The organism is Novosphingobium sp. PY1 (assembly GCF_017312445.1).
GTDB lineage: Bacteria > Pseudomonadota > Alphaproteobacteria > Sphingomonadales > Sphingomonadaceae > Novosphingobium.
The window spans coordinates 849,117-865,152 of the sequence record NZ_BLTI01000008.1 but is presented as its reverse complement, the minus strand read 5'-3'; the positions used below and the strand labels follow the sequence as shown (position 1 = coordinate 865,152).

Genomic DNA, 16,036 nt, shown 5'->3' with positions numbered 1-16,036 from the left:
CCAGCGCCGTTGCACCGCGGGCTGTACCGTCTCGCATATAGGGTGCGGCGCATGATCTGGACCCTCCGGCGGCCGACCGTCGAGGGCGTTCGCGTGCTTGCGTTCGATGCGCGCGGCCATTTGTTGATGCAACGTCACTCTTATGGTCCGGACGACTGGATGTTTCCCGGCGGCGGCTTGGATAGGGGCGAGCATCCCCTTGTCGCCGCCGAAAGAGAGCTTCGCGAGGAGACAGGCTGCAAACTCGACGGTGCGCGTGAGATCCAGACAGTAGTCGAGGACCTGTTTGGCGCCACGAACATTGTCCATGTCGTGATCGGACGAACGGACAGCGTGCCGGTGCCCGACGCTCGTGAGGTCATCGAGGCAGAATTCTTTCCCCTCGATTCGCTGCCCGAGCGCATGACGGACGATCTGCGGCAGGGTCTGCAGCTCTGGATGGAAACGTACAGGCGGGCCTGCGCCGAAGGGACGCCCGCCTCAAAGTAGCTCCAGGGACGAACTGGCGGGGGCCGGACTGGCCCTGACGATCTCAGAGCAACGAGAGTTGTCCGTCCTTTGCGTCCCTTGCGACGGCTTCTTCGCGTTCGAGGGCCGACAGGGTCAGGCCCATCAGCCGGATCGGCTGGGGCAGGGGCATGAGGTCATCCAGCAGGGCATGGCCGATCTGTCCGAATTCTTCCTTGCCCGTCACGAAATGGGAAAGCGACCGGGCGCGGGTGATCGTGCGGAAGTCGGCGTAGCGCAGCTTCAGGGTGACCGTGCGCCCGCGCGTCTCGGCGCGTTCGATGCGGTCCCAGACGATGTCGATGATCGAGTCCATCGTTTCGCGCAGCGCATCTGCCCGGGCAATGTCCTCGAAGAAGGTCCTCTCGCCTCCCACCGACTTGCGTGGGCGATTGGCGCGGACCTGCCGCAGGTCGACACCGCGGGCGGCGCGGTAGAGGTATTCGGCAAAGCTGCCGAAATGCTGGCGCAGGAAGTGGATGTCCTTCCCGCGCAGGTCAGCACCGGTTTCGATGCCCAGTCGCGCCATCTTTTCGGCCCCGCGCGGACCCACGCCGTGGAAGCGGCGCACCGGCAACATGGCCACGAAGGCCGCGCCTTCTCCGGGGCGTATCACGCACAGCCCGTCCGGCTTGTTCTGGTCGCTGGCCAGCTTGGCAAGGAACTTGTTGTAGGAAACTCCGGCGCTGGCGGTCAGCCCGGTTTCGGATTTGATGCGGCGGCGGATTTCCTCGGCAATGCGGGTGGCCGAGCCCAACCCCTTGAGGTCTGCGGTAACATCCAGATAGGCTTCGTCGAGCGAGAGCGGTTCGACATGCGGCGTGTACTCGTGAAATATCGCCCGGATCTGCTGGCTGACGGCGCGATAGACTTCGAAGCGCGGCTTGCGGAAGATCAGGCCGGGGCATTGCCTCGCCGCCCGAGTGGAAGGCATGGCAGAGCGAACGCCGAACTTGCGCGCCTCGTAACTGGCGGCCGCCACGACGCCGCGCCCGGATGAGCCGCCGACTGCGACCGGCTTTCCGCGCAGCTCGGGATCGTCTCGCTGTTCGACGCTGGCAAAGAAGGCATCCATATCGACATGGATGATCTTGCGAAGGCCGTCGGCCTCTTCCTCGCCGTCTGCCGATTCTCCATCACGCGGTGACATGGGCATCGATATAGGGCCGATGGCACGCAGGATGCCATCATCTGTTAGAATTTGCTGGCAAGGTGAAAATTCTTGCTGCAATGCGCAATCCTATGTCGACCCCCCAGGCAAAAACGGATTCTGTTCCGAGCTCCGGCGTGGAGTTTGTCATCCTGCTCGCGTCATTCCAGGCGCTGCAGGGGCTTGCGATTGACGTCATGCTGCCGGCGCTCGGGTCGATTTCAGCCGATCTGAAGCTGACCGATCCCAACGATCGCCAGCTCATAGTCGGCGTGTTTCTCATATGCAGCGGGCTGGGCTCTCTGATCCCCGGCTCGCTGGCCGACCGTTTCGGCCGCAAGCCGGTGCTTACCTTTTCCCTGTGCGCCTATGTTCTGGCATCGCTCGCCTGCGCAGTGGCCTCGGACTTCACGCTGCTGTTGGTCGCGCGGGGTCTGATGGGGGGCTTGAGCGCTGCCCTGATGGTCATGCCGATGACGATCATCCGCGACCGCTTCGAAGGCGACCAGATGGCGCGCATGCAGTCGCTGGTGGCAATGACATTCATGGTTATTCCGATGATCGCGCCGATGCTGGGACAGACGGTCATGCTGTTCGCCGGATGGCGCTGGATCTTCGGTATCATGGCAGTGCTGGGTACGGCCGTGATGATCTGGATGCTGCTGCGCCTGCCCGAGACGCTCGATCCTGAGCACCGGCAGGAAATTCGCCCGGTCGTCATCCTGCGCAACATGGCCTCGGCGCTGACCGTGCGCGAATCGATCGGCTATATCGTCGGGATGGCGCTCGTTCAGTCGGCGCTGTTCGGTTACATCAACAGCGCGCAGCAATTGGTCGGAGAGCATTTCGGGGCAGGCCTCATGTTCCCGATGATCTTTGGCGGCATGGCGCTGGTCATGGCCGTCGCCAACTTCGCGAATTCGCGCATCGTCGAACGCTACGGCGCACGGCGCGTCTCGCAGTCTGCTCTGATCGCCTACATCGTCGCCGCAGCCGTTCATCTGGGCATAGCGATGAGCGGGTCGGACACCTTGTGGGTCTTCGTGCCGCTGATGACATTCAGTATCTGCATGATGGCGTTCATCAGCGCCAACTTCCAGTCGATCAGCCTGCAGCCTTTCGCTCGTACCGCGGGGGCGGCTTCTTCGATCATGTCTTTCATTCGCCTTCTGGTCGGCGCTTCGCTCGGCGCGCTGATCGGCCAGGCCTATGACGGGACGGCACGGCCGATCTTCGCCTCGATGCTGGTGGCCGGCGTAGTCTCCCTGGCAGCGGTGATCTATTCGGAACGCGGAAAACTGTTCCGCAGGCTCAACTATCCGCCGGGCTACTACCCGCCGGGCAAGCGGCCCTGAACCGCGGCCCGAAACAACTTCTGCAGGTCATCGCACCAGAGGACCACTCGATAGCAACGCGGTTGCTGGTCGGCTTCAGGGCAGGCAAGGTCTTCCTGCAATTGCGAATTGCCCCATTGCAAATCGCGCTGCGGCCCTTCGGGTTCGTCCTTTACAGAACGCCCTGCGCCTTCAATTGGCGGCACGGGTCGATGGGACGTTTGGGCACATGAATAGCCGAATGCACGGCTGCGGGCGTGGCTAGCGCCGTGCCAGTGCGGCCAGTTCCCTGCGGGAAAGCGCAGGGTTCGCGGCCGGAGCGGGGGTAAGGCACGCTTCACCGAAAGCCTTGAGCAGCATCCCCAGCTTTTCCGGTCGCGTGGTGGTGACCCGGTGGTCCCAGGCATGTGCGCCCAGCGCTTCCACCTTGCGCGCGATGCCGCCGTAGATGTTTGCCGCGGACAACACCGCCCAGCGCTGGCGAAAGGCGAGGCGGGTCGCGCCGACGCGCGCCGATGCCTCGTAGCCGCGGGCCAGCTCGCAGGCCCGTGCCACCATCGGCACGAGGGCATGCCGGTAATGCGGCTTGGTGACTTCGCCGGGCGGAATGTCCGCCTCGGCCAGCCATTCGACCGGCAGGTAGCAGCGCCCGGCGGCATCGTCTTCCCAGACGTCGCGCACGATATTGGCCAGCTGAAAGGCTATCCCCAGGTCGCAGGCCCGGTCCAGCGTGTCGTCGTCATCGGGAGAAACGCCCATTACGGCGGCCATCAGCACGCCGACGGCGCCCGCGACGTGATAGCAGTAGCGCAGCATGTCCGCCTCGCTGCGGGGACGCCATTCGGCCGCGTCGAGCGCGAACCCGGCAATGACGTCCTCGATCATCGCGCGGGTGAGGGGCACTTCGCGCAGGAGCTGGGCCAGCGCGTCGAACGCCATGCTGCCGGTCTGTTCGCCGGCGATGGCCAGTTCGGTCAGGGTCCGGATCGTCGCCAGCCGCGCCTCGGGATCGAGCCGGGAGGCGCCGGGGATGCTTGCGTGACCGTGGTCCTGGTTGTCGGCGATGTCGTCGCAGGCGCGGCACCAGGCGTAGAGCAGCCAGACGCGTTCGCGCGTGGTGCGATCGAACAGGCGACTGGCCGCCGCAAAGCTCTTCGAGCCCTTGCGGATCGACTGGCGCGCCGCCGCGACGAGTTCGCTGCGTGTCGCGGTCATGCCGGGATGGCGGGGCCGTTTTCAGTCGGATCGAGGGTCACAGGGTGTCCGGGTTCATCTTGGTGATCGGCGTGATCGGTTCGTGCGCGTGCATGCGTTCGAGCAGCAGGTCCAGTTCGCTTTCGGCCATGATGATGCCCTGGTGGGCGGGCCGTACGAAGCCGACTTCGGCCATGTGGCGATTGAAGGCGAGCAACCCGTCATAGAAGTCGAAGGCGTTGAGCACGCCCACCGGCTTGCTGTGATAGCCAAGCTGGGCCCAGCTTACCGCTTCCCACAATTCGTCCATCGTGCCCACGCCGCCGGGCAGGATCAGGAAGCCGTCGGAAAGACGGGCGAAGGCGGCCTTGCGTTCATGCATCGTGGCGACCACCTGCAGCTCGGTGCAGTCGTAGTTCGCGACTTCGCCGCTGACGAGCGCCTCGGGGATGACGCCGATGACTTCGCCGCCTGCAGCCAGCGCCGAGGAGGCGATTGCGCCCATCAGGCCAAGCCGGCCGCCGCCATAGACGACGCCGATGCGGCGGCGGGCGAGTTCCGCGCCGACGCTGTGGGCGAGCGCAAGATAGCGCGGATCGGACGGGGAAGCGGAGCCGCAGTAAACGGCAAGGCGTTTCATGTCAGTCGTTGCTCTTCAGCTTGATCGGGGTGTTGTCCGCCATGTTGCGGGTCTGCCACGCCACCTGTCCGGCGAACGAGATCAGCTCGGCCAGCGGCATCACCGTCAGGTTCTCGACGCCGTAGTCTCCGGCGAGCAGCGCATCGGGCGTGAGGGTATAGACTTCCTCGGCTTCCGGCGGGCCCAGGCGTTCCTGCGCGGCCTGCACCAGCTTTTCGGCCTGCCAGACCAGCGAGACTTCGGGGTCGGCCAGGTACTGGCGCGCCTGTTCCTCGCCGCCCAGGCAGATCAGCTCGCGGGTTTCCGGGTCGAGGTAGTGGATCGTGCCCGCGGTGTCCGAAAGCAGCAGGTGCCCCATGCGGCTGACCGCGATGATCTCGGCGAAGTCGACGCCGGTCCATCCCCAGTCTCCGCGCAGGGCATTCATGACGCGGTTCATCGCAGGTCCTCGATCATCAGTTTTGCCGTTGCCTTGGCAGACCCGACGACGCCGGGAATGCCCGCGCCGGGATGGGTGCCGGCGCCGACGAGGTAAAAGTTCTTGAGCTGGTCGTCGCGGTTGTGGCCGCGGAACCAGGCGCTCTGGGTCAGGATCGGCTCGAGGCTGAAGGCGCTGCCGTGGAAGGCGGACAGGTCGGTCTCGAAGTTCTTGGGCGCATAATGGAATTTGGTCACGATACGGTCGTCGATGTCCGGGATCAGGCGGCGGCCGACCTCGTCGAGGATGCGGCGCTCCAGGATCGGGCCCACTTCGTCCCAGTCGATCGGCAGCTTGCCCATGTGGGCGACCGGGACCAGCGCGTAGAACGTGCTCTTGCCCGCCGGAGCCATCGACGGGTCGGTCACGGTCGGGTGGTGCAGGTAGATCGAGAAATCCCGAGGCAGCACGCCGTGTTCGTAGATGTCGGAGAGGAGTTCGCGGTAACGCGGCCCGAACAGGATGGTGTGGTGCGGAATGCCCGGCCACGTTCCCTCGAGCCCGAAATGGACGACGAACAGGCTGGGCGAGTAGCGCTTGGTGGCCAGCTTCTTGGCCATGGCCGTGCCGCGCGGCGAATCGGAAAGGAGCTCGCGGTAGGTGTGCATGATGTCGCCATTTGAGGCGACCGCATCGAAGTGCTCCTTCCAGCCGCTTTCGGTAACGACTTCGGTCGCCTGGTCGCCCACGGTAAGGACCTGCACGACCTTGTCCCCCAGCCGCACCTTGCCGCCGAGCCGTTCGAACAGCCGGGTCATGCCCTGTGCCAGCTTGTTGGTGCCGCCCCGCGTCCACCACACGCCGCCGTCCTTCTCCAGCTTGTGGATCAGGGCATAGATGGCCGAAGTGGTCATCGGGTTGCCGCCGACGAGCAGCGTGTGGAACGAAAGCGCCTGACGTAGGCGTTCGTCTTTCACATAGGCCGAAACCATCGAATAGACCGAGCGCCATGCCTGGTAGCGGGCCAGCGCCGGGGCGGCCTTGATCATGCTGGAAAAGTCGAGGAACGCCTCGTGGCCGAGCCTGACGTAGCCTTCCTGATAGACGCCCGCGGCGTAGCGCAGGAATTCCTCGTAGCCGCTCAGGTCATGGGGCGAGATACGCGCGATCTCGCGGCGCAGGGCCACTTCGTCGTTCGAGTAGTCGAATACCGTCCCGTCGGTCCAGTTGAGCCGGTAGAACGGCATGACCGGCATCAATTCGACGTCGTCGGCCATGTCGCTGCCCGAAAGGGCCCACAGTTCGCGCAGGCAGTCGGGATCGGTCACGACCGTGGGGCCGGCATCGAAGGTGAAGCCTTCGCGTTCCCAGACGTAGGCGCGCCCGCCTACCTTGTCGCGGCCTTCGACCAGCGTCGTCTCGATCCCCGCGCTCTGGAGGCGGACGGCAAGGGCAAGGCCGCCGAACCCGGCGCCGATGACGCAGGCCTTCTTCATGCTTGCGCTCCGATGCGAGGGGAAAGGTCGGCCAGTTCGCGACCGGCGCCGGCAAGGCTGGCGATCGCGGCGCCGATGGGCACCGGCGGCTTGCCGGCCAGCACGCGGACCATGTCGGCGGGCGTCGAGCGCCCGGCATAGAATCGCTCGATCAGGCTTTCGGGCAGGCCGTAGAAGCGTTCCAGCATTCGCCAGCGCTCAAGCGGCCGGGCCGCGCCGAAAAGCATGCGTGTCAACATCCGGTAAAAGCGTCCTTTGCGCCAGTGCTGTGCTGCCCATGCATGACTGACCCTTCCTAGGCGCTGGCCGGAGAGATTGTCGAGTGTCGTAAGATACATGGCGAAGTCTACAGCATGGGGAATGGAATACGAAGTGAGCGGGTGGACAAGGGCGGCGCGGGCGCCGGCACGGGCCAGGCCGGGAGCCGTTCCGCGCTCGTTTTCGCGCCAGAACGCCTCGAAACTTCCCTTTGCGATGACCGGCAGGACGCCGGTTTCCTCGTAGATGACGTTAGCCGTATCCCAGTCATTGGCAGCCGCATAGTCGGCAATGCGCGTGCGGAGCAAGGGCAGGTCGAGGTCCGGGCTGTCCGAATAATATGTGTCCTCGATGAAGACCTCGGTATCGGAAAAGGGCAGGCAGTAGACGAAGCGATAGCCGTCGAGCTGCTCTACCCGCGCGTCCATCACGATCGGTCGGTGCAGTCCGTGCGGACGGCGGAGGCGCAGGCGACGGCCCATGAATTTCTGCCAGCCGCCGGCCAGGTGCGCCATGCCCGAGGCGCCGCGTGCGTCGATGACGGCGCCTGCGGCGATGGTGCGGCCATCTTCCAGTTCGACCGATTCGGGCGCCGCCGTGCGCACGCGTGCGCCGGTGACGATGGCCCCGGCGGGAAGTCTTGCGCGGACCGCGGCATCGAGCTTCTCGCTGGTGATGCTGTTGTACGGCGTGCCCAGATCGCGCGACCGGTTGGGAAAATGGACCGCGTAGCCTTGCCAGGCCGCAGCGATCAGAGGTTCAACGAGGAAGCCGTGTTCGGCGGCTATGTCACTGGAAAAGAAAGACCATACGTGATCGCCTCCCAGCCTTTCACCTTGCTCGACCAAAGTCACGCGCAAGTCCGGGCGCCTTGCGGCCATGGCCATGGCGATCAGGCTCCCGGCGAGGCCACCGCCCAGAATTGCCAGATCGCAGTCGTTCGGTGGGCTGGAAGTCTGCTTCATCGATGTCACGTTTAGGGACAGCGTGACTTTACCGCAACTTGGCATGATTGCTGCTTTGCGGCATGTTCAGGATGATGGACGATGAACTGAACGTCTGCGAAGCGACGCCGGCCGATGCCGGGGGCATAGCAGAGATCTATGCGCATTATGTGCTGGAAAGCACCGCGACCTTCGAAACCGAGCCTCCCGATGAGGCCGAGATCGCGCGTCGTCTCTCCGACATCGTCGATGCCGGCTATCCCGTTCTGGTCACCCGCGATGCGGGCGGGCGGGTGCTGGGTGTCGGCTATGCCCATCGCTACGGGCCGCGCGTGGGTTATCGCTACAGCGTGGAGACCACCATCTTCGTGCGCCCTGACAGTCTGGGCCGCGGCATCGGCGGGCGGATGCTGACCGCGCTTGTCGAGGAATGCGAAAGACGCGGGTTCCGGCAGGCGTTCGCGGTTATCGCCGCCAGCGAGCCGGCTTCGGTTGTCCTTCATGCCCGGGCAGGCTATCGGCCGGTGGGAACACTGGCGGGCGCCGGCTGGAAGCATGGGCAGTGGCTCGATGTCTTCGTGATGCAGCGACAGCTTGGCGAGGGGGCGGACAGCCTCCCCGGTGAGGTCCCGCCAGAGTAGCATCGGTTTCGGATGTAATATTGACGCCCCCATGAAACATCGGGCGTAACTATGCGTTGCGAAAGCGAAATTGGAGGGAAACCCATGAATATTTCGCGAAGCCTCGCGCTTCTGGTTACGGCCGCCGTTATTCCTGCGACGCCTGCTCTTGCCGACGAGGCGCAGGACCGGGAAGCCATGATGCGGGATCGCATCACGGTCGGCGTCGGCGCCATATATGGGCCGAGCTACGACGGTTCGGACGATTATGTCATCTCGCCGATCCCGATCGTGCAGGGGCGGGTGAAGGGCATCACCATCTCGCCGCGCCCGGCCGGTCTTGCCCTCGACGTCATTCCCGATGCGCCCGATGCCAAGATCGGCTTCGCGCTCGGCCCGGTGGCGACGATCTCGCGCAATCGCGCCAACCAGATCAAGGACCCGGTCGTGCGCGCCGCCGGAAAGCTCGATACTGCGGTCGAACTTGGGGCCAGCGGGGGCGTTTCCGCCTATCGCCTGCTCAACCCTTACGATTCGCTCACCTTGGGTGCCGATGTGAAGTGGGACGTGGCCGGAGCCTATGGCGGCATGACCTGGGCGCCATCGATCACTTATATAACGCCGGTGAGCAAGGCGGCGCTGGTGACCCTGGCGCTCAGCGCCAAGCACATCGACGACGACTATGCCGATTACTACTATTCGGTCAGCCCGGCCCAGTCCAATGCGAGCGGCCTGCCGCAGTTCCAGGCGAAGGGCGGCTGGGAAAGCGTGAGCGCGACGATGCTCGTCGGCTACGATCTGTCCGGCGACTTGCGCGATGGCGGCTTCGCGCTGTTCTCGATCGCCAGCTACTCGCGCATGCTGGGCGATTCCAAGGATACGCCCTACACCTCGCTGCGCGGCGATGCCGATCAGTGGCTGGCCGGGCTGGGTGTCGCCTACAGCTTCTGACGATCAATCGGGTTCTGACGATCAATCGGCCAAGGCATCGCTGACCCGGCGGCGCAGGTCCGGCAGGACCACCTCCTCGAACCAGGGGTTCTTCGCCATCCACAGCCTGCTGCGCCAGGCCGGGTGGGGGAGGGGAAACCGGCCTTGGGGCGCATCCTGCCAGCGCCGCACCGCCTCGGTCAGGTTGGGCGCGAAGCCGCGCGGCAGATAAAGCTTCTGGGCATATTGTCCCACCAAGAGCATGAGGCGAGCTTGCGGCAATCGGGCAAGCAGGCGGTCATGCCAGAGAGGCGCGCATTCCGGGCGCGGGGGCTTGTCGCCGCCGCTGGCCTTGCCCGGATAGCAGAACCCCGAAGGCATGTGCGCGACCCGTGCGGGATCGTAGAAGACATCGCGCGTCATCCCCGTCCAGTCGCGCAGGCGATCGCCGCTCTCGTCGTCCCAGGGGCGGCCGCTGGCGTGGACCTTGCTGCCCGGTGCCTGCCCGATCACCACGATGCGCGCACTTTCCCCGGCCTGCACGACAGGACGCGGCTCGTGGCCCAGCGCCTTTTCACAGACGCGGCAGGCCGCGATTTCGGACAGGAGATCTTCGAGCGCTTGCGACATTCCCTGCATGGATGGGGTTCGCACTGCAGCTGCGCAATATTTTTCCCCGTCAATTTGCGGTACCCGGTCTTAACCAATGCGGCGTAGGACTCGCCGTCTGGACAGCTCAGGAAGAAAGGGAGAGGCATGATGGTCACGGTCATCCTCAGCGCCCGGCCCAGCCTTCCCGCGGGCGAGTTGCGCACGCAGCTCATGCGGGCCGCGCCCAGGTTCGGCTGGACCTGCGGCGATCATGACGATGGCAGCGCCTACTGCTCCACGTCCTTTGGGCGCGAGGTCCTGCTGATCGGCCGCAGCGCCGGTGAAGTCGTGATCGTGCCGCTGCGCCAGCTGGACGACGAGTCGATTCCCGACGCCCCGCGACGGGGTTGTGCCATCGTGATCGGGACACCGACGAGCGAGGATCAGGCGCTGTGTGAGCAAATCGCCTGTGCGGTGGCCCTGGCCCTTGCAGGGACCGAGCCCGAGACCGCCGTCGCCCGCTTTGGCGAGGGCATGCCCTGGCTCGACGCCGAAGAAATCGCCTGGCTCGACCAGAAGGTGCATGACGGGCAAACCATCGCCGCGGCGCTGGGTGCACCGGCCATGCCGTGTCAGCCGGCTTGCCCAGGCGATGCGCACGCCGCAGCCGGGAGCGTCGATCTGGCCGAATTGCCATACGATGATCTTCTGCCCCACCAGCGCTCGGAGCGACTGGGCTTCGACATCGTCGGGCTGGCCGAGATCGAGGCCGGAATTGCCGAGGCCATGTCAGATGACCCGTCCGAGCACCTCGCGCGCCTGCTGGACCAGTCGCTGCCGCCTCCCTTCTTCCGCGAACTGCCCCGGCGCGATCGCCTGCCGACGATCGTCCCGCTCTTCGCTGCGCATGGTCTCGACATAGACTGGGACATGCTGGCCGAGGGCCTCGCCTCGATCGATGACGAAGGCGAGTGGCAGGTTGCTGCCCAAGGACCCGACCGTGGCCGGATCACCGGCCGCGGCTGCGCGATTTCGATATCGCATGCGCCCGCGCCTCTGCCCGCGTGGATGGTGGAGCGCGCGCTTTATCGTAGCTTCTGGTGCGAACCGGGCGAGGGACTGCGGAACCTGCGCCGTCATGCCGGACATGCCGTCATCGCCTGCGACCTCGACACCGAGGTCGGCGAGTTCGTGGACATCCGGCAAAGCGCCAAGGTCATGGCGATGGTGCTGGCCGTGGTGGCGCAAGGGGCACTGGCGCAGGAGGCCTTCTGCGGTGTCTATCTCCCGGCCCATTCGTGCGCCTACACTGCCGGGGACCTGCCTGCCCTTGTCAGTCCCCTTGCCAATGACGAAGTGCCGATGCGCCTGTTCCTCTGGACAGCGTTCCATTCGACCGAGGCGGACGCGGTATCCCTGTCCACCGCGGGAATGCTGCCTTTCGTCGGCCGCGAGGTGGAGGCCTGGAACGCGCCGGGAACTCTCGATTTCGTCGCCGAAAAGCTGAATGAGGTCATGCGCTACCTGCTGACCGAGGGGCCGGTGATCCGCCACGGCGATACCTTCGGCGACGATGCGGGCGACCTGTCGGTGCGGATCTGGCACGATGAAAGCGCGGAGCCTTCGCGCCAGAATCCGGTGCCGGTGCTGCTGATGGAACTGGCAGGCCCGCCAGTTTCGAGCGTGCCTCATCCCGACCCGGTGCCCGGCACATGGCCCGCCACGATCCTGCACAGCCGCCAGCCACCGATCGGCTTCGCCGCGCCGCGCCGGGTCCCCGGCGGTTTCGGCCGCAAGGGGCTGTAACGCCCTCCTGTCCGGCTTCCGTTGCGGCCCAGCGGACACCCGGCTCAAGGGCCTTCGGATCATGCCAAGTCATTGATGCCTTTACTGTGCTCCGGTCGAGGTCCATCGTACTGGCGGGATCGGCTTTTGGGATGGAGGATTTGAATGCCCGATCTATCGCTTGCGCCGGCCTGGACCGCGCTGTTCCTGGGCCTGTTTGCGCTCTTCGCTGGGATCGGTGAGCTGCGGCAGGCCGGCCACTGGCAGAAAATGCTGGAGGAAATCGGCGCTTCGCCCGCACTCCAATTGATTGCGGCACTGCTGGAGCTGTTCCTTGGCGCGGCTATCTACATCGTCAATCCCTGGGCTTCGACTGACTGGCTGTCGGGTGCGATGAGCGTGCTGGGCGGGCTGATGATCATCGAGGCGCTGGTCGTGCTGGCCTTCTCGGACGTCTACATGGCCTTCTGGCTGCGCCGGTTCGGGCCCATGTCGAAACTCTGGGCCTGGCTTTCGATCCTGATCGGCATAACAGGGATCGCGGTTGCCATTCCGCACTTCTGAGCGCGACTAGCCGCGCTCACGCATGAGCGATGACGAATAGGGGGCGACCAGCGCCTTCGCCCGGTCCCATCCGCCGTTGAGCCACAGGTCGAGGGCTTCCGGGCCCGGTGGCAGGATTACCGGCATCGAATCGCGTCCGGCGAAGCGCAGGGCGGCGTTGGGCTCGCATGTCAGCAGCGCGAAGCCCGGGATTTCGCTGTCCTTCCAAACCGCGGCCATTGCGAAGATCGGCTGATCTTCCAGTGCGAACCAGCACTGGCGACGCTTGCCTTCCCGGTCGCGGGTGGCGCCCCATTCCATGAAGGCAGTGCAGGGGACGACGCAACGAAACTCGCTGTTCCTGAGATTGCCGATCCAGAACGGGCTTTCGAGATTGCGCACCGAGAGGATGCCGTGGCGCGGGGCGTCGTGGACCGCGGGCGGCGGCGGCACGCCCCACAGGCGCGGCACCATGCGGCGCGGCTGCCTGCCTGAAGGGCGCGGCCCCGCGATCATTTCCCGCCCGGCGGTGATGACCGGCGCAAACTGGCCCGGCGCGACATGGCCACCGGCCCAGGGGTCGTCGTTCGCGCGGGCGCCGAACTGGCGTGCAACCGCCTGTGCAGGCGCGTCGAGGCGATAAAGCATGGGCATGTCTTGCAGGGTCCCTAGACGGACGCACCGCACCCGTCTATTGTCCGCCCACCCCCGGGGAGCCAGCAAGGCTGAGAGTTGTGGGTATGCTCCACAAGACCCGTTGAACCTGAACCCGTTAGCACGGGCGGAGGGAGTGGACAGCCGCATCGGCACATCCGCGCCCTATCCGCTCACTGGAGAGAAGCGCTTATGGCCGACATCAATTCCAAGCTGGAAATCGGCGTAACCACCGGGCCCATCCGCGGCTCGAAGAAGATCTACGTCCCGGCCCAGTCGAACCCCTCGGTCAAGGTCGCCATGCGCGAGATTTATCTCGAACCCTCGAGCGGCGAGCCGCCGGTGCGCGTCTATGATACCTCGGGCGCCTACACCGATCCCGACGCGGCAATCGACATTGCCGCCGGTCTGCCCGCGCTGCGCCGCGAATGGCAGCTCGCCCGCGGCGACGTGGAGGAATACGCGCCGCGCGAAGTGAAGCCGGAAGACAACGGCCAGCTCGGCCCGGATCGTTCGGGCGGCGTGCCCCCGTTCCCGACCGCGCTGCGCAAGCCCCTGCGCGCCAAGGCCGGCAAGAACCTCTCGCAGATGCATTACGCCCGCCAGGGCATCATCACGCCGGAGATGGAATATGTCGCCGAGCGCGAGAATCTGGGCCGGGCGCGCCTTGCCGAGTACAACCGCTCGGGCGAGAGCTTCGGCGCCTCGATCCCCGACTACGTGACGCCCGAGTTCGTGCGGGACGAAGTGGCGCGCGGCCGTGCGATCATCCCTTCGAACGTCAATCACCCGGAAAGCGAGCCGATGGCCATCGGTCGCAACTTCCTGGTCAAGATCAACGCCAACATCGGCAATTCGGCGGTTGCCTCGGACGTTGCCAGCGAAGTCGACAAGATGGTCTGGTCGATCCGCTGGGGCGCGGATACCGTCATGGACCTGTCGACCGGGCGCAACATCCACGACACGCGCGAATGGATCATCCGCAACAGCCCGGTTCCGATCGGCACCGTGCCGATCTACCAGGCGCTGGAAAAGGTCGGGGGCATTGCCGAGGAACTGACCTGGGAGATCTTCCGCGACACCCTGATCGAACAGGCAGAGCAGGGCGTCGACTACTTCACGATCCACGCCGGCGTGCGCCTGCCCTACATCCCGCTGGCAGCCAAGCGCATGACCGGCATCGTCAGCCGTGGCGGTTCGATCATGGCCAAGTGGTGCCTTGCCCACCACAAGGAGTCGTTCCTCTACGAGAACTTCGACGAGATCACCGAGATCATGAAGGCCTACGACATCGCCTACTCGCTCGGTGATGGCCTGCGTCCCGGCTCGATCTACGACGCCAACGACGAGGCGCAGTTCGCCGAGCTCTATACGCTGGGTGAACTGACCAAGAAGGCCTGGGAGCAGGACGTCCAGGTCATGATCGAAGGCCCCGGCCACGTGCCGATGCACAAGATCAAGGAGAACATGGAAAAGCAGCTGGAAAGCTGCGGCGAAGCCCCGTTCTACACGCTTGGGCCGCTCACGACCGACATCGCGCCGGGCTACGACCACATCACCAGCGGCATCGGCGCGGCCCAGATCGGTTGGTACGGCACGGCGATGCTCTGCTACGTCACGCCTAAGGAGCACCTCGGCCTGCCCGACCGCGACGACGTGAAGGTCGGCGTGGTCACCTACAAGCTGGCGGCCCACGCGGCGGACCTTGCCAAGGGCCACCCGGCTGCGCAGGTGCGCGACGATGCCCTGTCGAAGGCCCGTTTCGAGTTCCGCTGGCGCGACCAGTTCAACCTCAGCCTCGATCCGGACACGGCAGAGCAGTACCACGACCAGACGCTTCCGGCCGAAGGCGCCAAGACCGCGCACTTCTGCTCGATGTGCGGGCCCAAGTTCTGCTCGATGAAGATCAGTCAGGAAGTGCGCGACTTCGCCGCCAAGCAGAACCAGCCGAGCACCGGGTTCCTTGCCGCTGACGAAGCGGAAAAGGGCATGGAAGAGATGTCCAAGGTCTACAAGGAAAAGGGCAACGAACTGTACCTGCCCGCTGACGAGGCCGAGTAACCCTCGCCGGTTTCCAGCGTCTATTCTGGGCGTGGCGAAGGTGCCGGGATTGCATGATGACCAGGAGCCATGGGCGGGAAAGTCCCGCCCATGGCTCTTGACCGGCGGACGGACAGTGCCCAGCTACGCGCGATGAACCGGCCCGATGTCTTTCACGCCCATATTTATTTCGACCCTGCCGAACTGGAGCAGGCCCAGGCGCTTGCCGAGCGGGTCCGTGTGCGCTTCGGCGTGAAAGTCGGCCGCTTCCACCAGCGTCCGGTCGGGCCGCATCCTCGCGGCAGCTGCCAGTTGACCGTTCCGGGTGAGGTCTTCGGCGACTTCACCACCTGGGCCGCCGTAAACCGCGGTGCGTTGACGATTTTCGGCCATGCAGAAACCGGCAACGACCTGATCGACCACACCAGCCACGTCGTCTGGTTCGGCCCCTCCGAGGAACTCAACCTTTCGCAGTTCATGTAGGGCTGGCAACCCATGCGGGCCTGCCTGCGTTGCCTTGATGAATGTGCCGCGCGGCAGCAGGAAGAGAGGAGCCCGCCATGTTCGTCGCCGCCTACTGGTGGAAAGTCCATCCCGGCAAGGAAGAGCAGTTCCGGGCAGCCTGGCGCCGCGGAACGGCGCTCATCCGCGAAAAGTACGGCTCGCTCGGTTCGCGCCTCCACTACGAAGCCGAAACGGGCCGCTTTATCGGCGTTGCCGAGTGGCCCGACCGCGAGACCTGGCAGCGGGCCTTCGATGCGCGGATGGTCTATGACGAGCCGGACACCCGCGCCGCGTTCGTCGATGCCATCGGTGATTGGGCGGAGGAGCCGCTGTTGCTGATGGAGGTCACCGACGATCTGCTCGAGCGCGAAGGCTAAGGCTATCGACGGACCCGGCCGCAGGCCGGTGAAAGCCTGGATCTACCCGCA

Annotated in this window: 17 protein-coding genes and 1 riboswitch; of the genes, 9 read left to right on the top strand and 8 right to left on the bottom strand. The window is 65.3% G+C overall.

The window, feature by feature from the left end; all coding sequences use genetic code 11:
• Window positions 1-51 precede the first annotated feature (51 nt).
• The gene (locus J3474_RS15615) at window positions 52-489 is read left to right on the top strand and encodes an NUDIX domain-containing protein (protein ID WP_013832166.1); all 438 of its coding nucleotides are present in this window, start codon (window positions 52-54) and stop codon (window positions 487-489) included.
• A 43-nt stretch (window positions 490-532) separates the two neighbouring features.
• Here J3474_RS15615 and dinB read toward each other — a convergent pair whose 3' ends face one another.
• Window positions 533-1,657, bottom strand: coding sequence for a DNA polymerase IV (gene dinB, locus J3474_RS15610; RefSeq protein ID WP_207094749.1), 1,125 nt, complete (start codon window positions 1,655-1,657; stop codon window positions 533-535).
• A 92-nt stretch (window positions 1,658-1,749) separates the two neighbouring features.
• On the opposite strand from dinB, the gene J3474_RS15605 reads away from it, so the two are divergent.
• Window positions 1,750-3,012: a multidrug effflux MFS transporter gene (locus tag J3474_RS15605; protein ID WP_376706538.1), complete on the top strand. Its 1,263-nt coding sequence runs from the start codon at window positions 1,750-1,752 to the stop codon at window positions 3,010-3,012.
• A gap of 240 nt (window positions 3,013-3,252) precedes the next feature.
• On the opposite strand, the gene J3474_RS15600 is transcribed toward J3474_RS15605, so the two are convergent.
• From J3474_RS15600 to crtY, 5 genes are read right to left on the bottom strand one after another with little or no spacing between them, the layout of a single operon-like run.
• On the bottom strand, window positions 3,253-4,206 hold the full coding sequence (locus J3474_RS15600; RefSeq protein ID WP_207094747.1) for a phytoene/squalene synthase family protein: 954 nt from the start codon (window positions 4,204-4,206) through the stop codon (window positions 3,253-3,255).
• Window positions 4,207-4,243: 37 nt separating this feature from the next.
• Window positions 4,244-4,825 (bottom strand): TIGR00730 family Rossman fold protein, encoded by a 582-nt coding sequence (locus tag J3474_RS15595; RefSeq protein WP_207094746.1) that lies wholly within the window; start codon window positions 4,823-4,825, stop codon window positions 4,244-4,246.
• 1 nt (window position 4,826) lies between these two features.
• Window positions 4,827-5,264: a T6SS immunity protein Tdi1 domain-containing protein gene (locus J3474_RS15590; protein WP_041558753.1), complete on the bottom strand. Its 438-nt coding sequence runs from the start codon at window positions 5,262-5,264 to the stop codon at window positions 4,827-4,829.
• A complete protein-coding gene (locus J3474_RS15585; protein WP_007011979.1) occupies window positions 5,261-6,739 on the bottom strand; it encodes a phytoene desaturase in 1,479 nt (492 codons plus the stop codon). Before J3474_RS15585 ends, J3474_RS15590 begins: the two co-directional genes overlap by 4 nt.
• Window positions 6,736-7,962 (bottom strand): lycopene beta-cyclase CrtY, encoded by a 1,227-nt coding sequence (gene crtY / locus J3474_RS15580; RefSeq protein ID WP_207094745.1) that lies wholly within the window; start codon window positions 7,960-7,962, stop codon window positions 6,736-6,738. The genes J3474_RS15585 and crtY overlap by 4 nt, the downstream gene beginning before the upstream one ends.
• A 74-nt stretch (window positions 7,963-8,036) precedes the next feature.
• On the opposite strand from crtY, the gene J3474_RS15575 reads away from it, so the two are divergent.
• Both J3474_RS15575 and J3474_RS15570 read left to right on the top strand, forming a co-directional pair.
• Window positions 8,037-8,582: a GNAT family N-acetyltransferase gene (locus tag J3474_RS15575; protein WP_013832173.1), complete on the top strand. Its 546-nt coding sequence runs from the start codon at window positions 8,037-8,039 to the stop codon at window positions 8,580-8,582.
• An 84-nt stretch (window positions 8,583-8,666) separates the two neighbouring features.
• Entirely contained in the window at window positions 8,667-9,512 is an 846-nt protein-coding gene (locus J3474_RS15570) for a MipA/OmpV family protein (RefSeq protein WP_013832174.1), read from the top strand.
• 21 nt (window positions 9,513-9,533) lie between these two features.
• Here the strand turns inward: J3474_RS15570 and J3474_RS15565 are convergent, their stop codons facing one another.
• Window positions 9,534-10,121 (bottom strand): uracil-DNA glycosylase family protein, encoded by a 588-nt coding sequence (locus tag J3474_RS15565; RefSeq protein WP_207094744.1) that lies wholly within the window; start codon window positions 10,119-10,121, stop codon window positions 9,534-9,536.
• Window positions 10,122-10,250: 129 nt separating this feature from the next.
• On the opposite strand from J3474_RS15565, the gene J3474_RS15560 reads away from it, so the two are divergent.
• Window positions 10,251-11,888, top strand: a complete 1,638-nt coding sequence (locus J3474_RS15560; protein WP_242528426.1) for a DUF4261 domain-containing protein — start codon at window positions 10,251-10,253, stop codon at window positions 11,886-11,888.
• A 144-nt stretch (window positions 11,889-12,032) separates the two neighbouring features.
• Window positions 12,033-12,431, top strand: a complete 399-nt coding sequence (locus tag J3474_RS15555) for a hypothetical protein (RefSeq protein ID WP_207094742.1) — start codon at window positions 12,033-12,035, stop codon at window positions 12,429-12,431.
• Window positions 12,432-12,437: 6 nt separating this feature from the next.
• Here J3474_RS15555 and J3474_RS15550 read toward each other — a convergent pair whose 3' ends face one another.
• On the bottom strand, window positions 12,438-13,064 hold the full coding sequence (locus tag J3474_RS15550) for an SOS response-associated peptidase family protein (protein WP_242528425.1): 627 nt from the start codon (window positions 13,062-13,064) through the stop codon (window positions 12,438-12,440).
• A 45-nt stretch (window positions 13,065-13,109) separates the two neighbouring features.
• Window positions 13,110-13,217, top strand: a riboswitch (TPP riboswitch).
• Between the two features lie 39 nt (window positions 13,218-13,256).
• Here J3474_RS15550 and thiC point away from each other — a divergent pair.
• The 3 genes from thiC to J3474_RS15535 all read left to right on the top strand — a co-directional run bounded on the left by thiC (window position 13,257) and on the right by J3474_RS15535 (window position 15,985).
• Entirely contained in the window at window positions 13,257-15,125 is a 1,869-nt protein-coding gene (gene thiC, locus J3474_RS15545; RefSeq protein WP_207094741.1) for a phosphomethylpyrimidine synthase ThiC, read from the top strand.
• Window positions 15,126-15,194: 69 nt separating this feature from the next.
• Window positions 15,195-15,587, top strand: a complete 393-nt coding sequence (locus tag J3474_RS15540) for a DOPA 4,5-dioxygenase family protein (RefSeq protein WP_242528424.1) — start codon at window positions 15,195-15,197, stop codon at window positions 15,585-15,587.
• Between the two features lie 77 nt (window positions 15,588-15,664).
• On the top strand, window positions 15,665-15,985 hold the full coding sequence (locus tag J3474_RS15535; protein ID WP_207094740.1) for an antibiotic biosynthesis monooxygenase: 321 nt from the start codon (window positions 15,665-15,667) through the stop codon (window positions 15,983-15,985).
• Window positions 15,986-16,036: the final 51 nt, after the last annotated feature.

What these genes read in the sequence shown, in the direction of transcription:
- thiC (WP_207094741.1), top strand. Translation starts at nt 13,257, where the DNA reads ATGGCCGACATCAATTCCAAGCTGGAAATCGGCGTAACCACCGGGCCC.
- J3474_RS15590 (WP_041558753.1), bottom strand. Translation starts at nt 5,264, where the DNA reads ATGAACCGCGTCATGAATGCCCTGCGCGGAGACTGGGGATGGACCGGC.
- J3474_RS15560 (WP_242528426.1), top strand. Translation starts at nt 10,251, where the DNA reads ATGGTCACGGTCATCCTCAGCGCCCGGCCCAGCCTTCCCGCGGGCGAG.
- J3474_RS15565 (WP_207094744.1), bottom strand. Translation starts at nt 10,121, where the DNA reads ATGTCGCAAGCGCTCGAAGATCTCCTGTCCGAAATCGCGGCCTGCCGC.
- J3474_RS15605 (WP_376706538.1), top strand. Translation starts at nt 1,750, where the DNA reads ATGTCGACCCCCCAGGCAAAAACGGATTCTGTTCCGAGCTCCGGCGTG.
- J3474_RS15585 (WP_007011979.1), bottom strand. Translation starts at nt 6,739, where the DNA reads ATGAAGAAGGCCTGCGTCATCGGCGCCGGGTTCGGCGGCCTTGCCCTT.
- J3474_RS15600 (WP_207094747.1), bottom strand. Translation starts at nt 4,206, where the DNA reads ATGACCGCGACACGCAGCGAACTCGTCGCGGCGGCGCGCCAGTCGATC.
- J3474_RS15550 (WP_242528425.1), bottom strand. Translation starts at nt 13,064, where the DNA reads ATGCCCATGCTTTATCGCCTCGACGCGCCTGCACAGGCGGTTGCACGC.
- J3474_RS15615 (WP_013832166.1), top strand. Translation starts at nt 52, where the DNA reads ATGATCTGGACCCTCCGGCGGCCGACCGTCGAGGGCGTTCGCGTGCTT.
- J3474_RS15575 (WP_013832173.1), top strand. Translation starts at nt 8,037, where the DNA reads ATGGACGATGAACTGAACGTCTGCGAAGCGACGCCGGCCGATGCCGGG.
- J3474_RS15570 (WP_013832174.1), top strand. Translation starts at nt 8,667, where the DNA reads ATGAATATTTCGCGAAGCCTCGCGCTTCTGGTTACGGCCGCCGTTATT.
- J3474_RS15555 (WP_207094742.1), top strand. Translation starts at nt 12,033, where the DNA reads ATGCCCGATCTATCGCTTGCGCCGGCCTGGACCGCGCTGTTCCTGGGC.
- J3474_RS15535 (WP_207094740.1), top strand. Translation starts at nt 15,665, where the DNA reads ATGTTCGTCGCCGCCTACTGGTGGAAAGTCCATCCCGGCAAGGAAGAG.
- J3474_RS15595 (WP_207094746.1), bottom strand. Translation starts at nt 4,825, where the DNA reads ATGAAACGCCTTGCCGTTTACTGCGGCTCCGCTTCCCCGTCCGATCCG.
- J3474_RS15540 (WP_242528424.1), top strand. Translation starts at nt 15,195, where the DNA reads ATGGGCGGGAAAGTCCCGCCCATGGCTCTTGACCGGCGGACGGACAGT.
- crtY (WP_207094745.1), bottom strand. Translation starts at nt 7,962, where the DNA reads ATGAAGCAGACTTCCAGCCCACCGAACGACTGCGATCTGGCAATTCTG.
- dinB (WP_207094749.1), bottom strand. Translation starts at nt 1,657, where the DNA reads ATGTCACCGCGTGATGGAGAATCGGCAGACGGCGAGGAAGAGGCCGAC.